Raw genomic sequence first — 2,435 nt, forward strand, 5'->3', positions numbered from 1 at the left:
TCGACAAATCACAATTGGCAATCCAAAAATCTCTGGAAGAGCTTGAAACTTTGAAGAAATCTCTGATGCAGGAGTATTTTGGCTGATATTCTGCCATTGTAATTACGGTAATGATTTGTTATAATACAACAAAGGAGGAAGTCAGATGGTAGTAAAAACAAGAAAACAAGGAAATTCAATCACCATTACGATTCCAAGTGAATTTAATATTCCAAGTGGTGTAAAATACGAAGCTAAATTGTTACCAAGTGGTGAGATTATCTTTACTCCTGAAGAATTGGATCAGCAGGTTTCTTATGTATCTGATGATGCCTTTGACTTAAATTTAGATAAAATATTTGACGAATACGACGATGTTTTCAAAGCTTTGGTGGAAAAATGACAATCTATCTAACAGAAAAGCAAATTGAAAAAATAAATGCTTTAGCAATTCAACGGTATTCTCCAAATGAGAAAATTCAAACAGTTAGTCCTTCTGCCTTAAATATGATTGTGAACTTACCAGAACAATTTGTCTTTGGGAAGCCTCTTTATCCAACAATTTTTGATAAAGCAACGATACTATTTGTCCAATTGATAAAGAAGCATGTTTTTGCTAATGCTAATAAAAGAACTGCTTTCTTCGTTTTGGTCAAATTTTTACAATTAAATAGCTATCATTTTTCTGTAACGGTAGAAGAAGCAGTAAAAATGTGTGTGACCATCGCAGTAGAATCTTTAACTGATGAAAAAATGACAAGCTACTCCAAATGGGTTTCTGAACATTCTGTTAGGGAAAAGGTCAAAAAGTAACCTACTATGCTGGATTTGAATGAGCATAAGAAAATAAATGAACAGACAATATTAGAATTCTGTAATGCAGAAACTGATATTGTCTCTTTTTATTGATGAATAAGAAAGTGAGAAATTATGGAATCAAAAGTTACAATTATCATGCAAGAAATGTTACCTCTTTTAAATAATGAACAATTACTAGCATTGAGAGAGAGTTTAGAACATCATCTAGTAGACGGAAAAAAGCAGCAGAAGTATTCGAATAATAACCTGTTGAAACTCTTTATTACCGCCAAACAGGTAGAGGGCTGTAGCTCAAAAACAATTCGTTATTACCAGAGGACGATTGAAAACTTGTTTAATGGTATTAAGGAGTCTGTGACACAACTCACAACAGATGATTTAAGGAGTTATTTAGCAAATTACCAGTCTGAAAAGGATTGTAGTAAGGCAAATTTAGACAATATTAGGCGTATATTGTCTTCTTTTTTTGCTTGGCTTGAGCAAGAGGAATATATCATTAAAAATCCCATTCGACGGATAAAGAAAATTAAGACTGAGCAAAATGTGAAGGAAACTTATACAGATGAACATTTGGAAATTATGCGCGATAACTGTGAAAATTTGAGAGATTTGGCAATAGTAGACCTACTAGCATCGACAGGTATGCGTGTAGGGGAGCTTGTACAGTTGAATCGTTCAGATATTGATTTTGAAAATAGAGAGTGTGTTGTCTTTGGTAAAGGAAAGAAGGAGAGACCAGTATATTTTGACGCTCGTACGAAAATTCATTTAAGAAACTATCTTAACGACAGAAAAGATAGTCACCCTGCTCTTTTTGTAACGTTAGTTGGAAAAGTCCAGAGGCTTGGAATTGCTGGTGTAGAGATTCGCTTAAGAAAGTTAGGAGACAAACTCGGTATACAAAAGGTTCACCCACATAAGTTCAGAAGAACTTTAGCGACTAAGGCAATTGATAAAGGTATGCCTATCGAGCAAGTCCAAAAACTGCTAGGTCATAGCAAGATTGACACAACCCTGGCCTATGCCATGGTCAATCAAAATAATGTCAAGCATTCACACCAAAAATTCATCTCTTAAGAGCAAATCCCGATATTTCGAGGAGGTAGTTGCATGAAGAAAGTGAAGTTAGGGGGAGTGGCTACTTTTATCAATGGCTATGCTTTTAAACCTCAAGATTGGTCATCTGAAGGAAAAGAGATTATCAGAATACAGAATCTGACTAAAACTTCAAAAGAGATAAATTATTATTCGGGTACGATTGATAAAAAATATATTGTTGAAGATGGTGATATTCTTATTTCTTGGTCGGGTACATTAGGGGTTTTTCAGTGGTGTGGAAAATCCGCAGTGTTAAATCAGCACATTTTTAAAGTGGTTTTTGATAAGATAGAGATAGATAAATCATATTTCAAATATGTTGTTGAAAAAGGTTTGCAAGATGCTGTAAAACATACTCATGGTTCCACAATGAAACATTTAACTAAAAAATATTTTGATAATATTATGGTTTCATATACAAATTTGAGAGAGCAACAAAGAATTGCAAGTGAGCTGGATTTGTTAAGCAAGCTGATTTTAAGGAGACAAGAACAACTTGAAGAGCTTAATCTACTTGTAAAATCCCGATTTAACGAGAT

Annotated in this window: 4 protein-coding genes and 1 pseudogene; all 5 read left to right on the forward strand. The window is 33.8% G+C overall.

Features of this window, described 5'->3' with window-relative positions; translation table 11 throughout:
* Positions 1-86, forward strand: a pseudogene (locus HT693_RS10690) (type I restriction endonuclease); the annotation flags it as partial.
* A gap of 59 nt (positions 87-145) precedes the next feature.
* A complete protein-coding gene (locus HT693_RS10695) occupies positions 146-382 on the forward strand; it encodes an AbrB family transcriptional regulator (protein ID WP_000260603.1) in 237 nt (78 codons plus the stop codon).
* A complete protein-coding gene (locus tag HT693_RS10700) occupies positions 379-792 on the forward strand; it encodes a type II toxin-antitoxin system death-on-curing family toxin (protein ID WP_000158362.1) in 414 nt (137 codons plus the stop codon). The genes HT693_RS10695 and HT693_RS10700 overlap by 4 nt, the downstream gene beginning before the upstream one ends.
* Before the next feature lie 117 nt (positions 793-909).
* A complete protein-coding gene (gene xerA / locus HT693_RS10705; RefSeq protein WP_138704274.1) occupies positions 910-1,875 on the forward strand; it encodes a site-specific tyrosine recombinase/integron integrase in 966 nt (321 codons plus the stop codon).
* Between the two features lie 33 nt (positions 1,876-1,908).
* Positions 1,909-2,435: restriction endonuclease subunit S (locus HT693_RS10710; protein WP_172925176.1), on the forward strand; the 527-nt coding region annotated here is incomplete at its 3' end.

Source organism: Streptococcus sp. 2154 (assembly GCF_013277255.1).
GTDB classification, from domain to species: Bacteria; Bacillota; Bacilli; order Lactobacillales; family Streptococcaceae; genus Streptococcus; species Streptococcus pseudopneumoniae.

Excerpts from the sequence above, each read along its gene's own strand:
- xerA (WP_138704274.1), top strand. The coding sequence starts at position 910 with ATGGAATCAAAAGTTACAATTATCATGCAAGAAATGTTACCTCTTTTA.
- HT693_RS10695 (WP_000260603.1), top strand. The coding sequence starts at position 146 with ATGGTAGTAAAAACAAGAAAACAAGGAAATTCAATCACCATTACGATT.
- HT693_RS10700 (WP_000158362.1), top strand. The coding sequence starts at position 379 with ATGACAATCTATCTAACAGAAAAGCAAATTGAAAAAATAAATGCTTTA.